This window comes from Listeria sp. SHR_NRA_18 (genome assembly GCF_003856515.1).
GTDB lineage: Bacteria > Bacillota > Bacilli > Lactobacillales > Listeriaceae > Listeria_A > Listeria_A newyorkensis.
Genome location: NZ_QPKR01000103.1, coordinates 1 through 395, shown reverse-complemented (window position 1 = coordinate 395; position 395 = coordinate 1). Strand labels below are relative to the sequence as shown.

Below are 395 nucleotides of genomic sequence, written 5' to 3'. Positions count from 1 at the left end.
GAACATTTCACCGGCACCTTCGGTATCTGAGGCGGTGATCAGCGGGGTGGAAACCCAGAAATAACCGTTCTCGTGGAAGTAGCGGTGGATCGCCTGTGCCAAGGTGTGGCGAACGCGGGCAACCGCGCCAATCAGGTTGGTGCGTGGGCGCAGGTGAGCAACTTCGCGCAGGTATTCGATGCTGTGGCGTTTGGCCGCCATTGGATAGGTGTCAGGATCGTCAACCCAACCCACCACCTTGATGGCTGTGGCCTGCAGTTCGAAGCTCTGGCCTTCACCCGGCGAAGGTACCACGGTACCGGTCACTTCAATGGAACAGCCGGTGGTCAGGCGTAACACTTCGTCCTGATAATTCGGCAGAGAATCATTAACGACGGCCTGTAACGGATTAAAGC

At 57.5% G+C, this 395-nt stretch carries 1 protein-coding gene; it reads right to left on the bottom strand.

Annotation, left to right across the window (positions count from 1 at the left end; all coding sequences use genetic code 11):
- On the bottom strand, window positions 1-395 hold a 395-nt coding region (locus tag DUK53_RS17340), incomplete at both ends, for an amino acid--tRNA ligase-related protein (protein WP_305032388.1).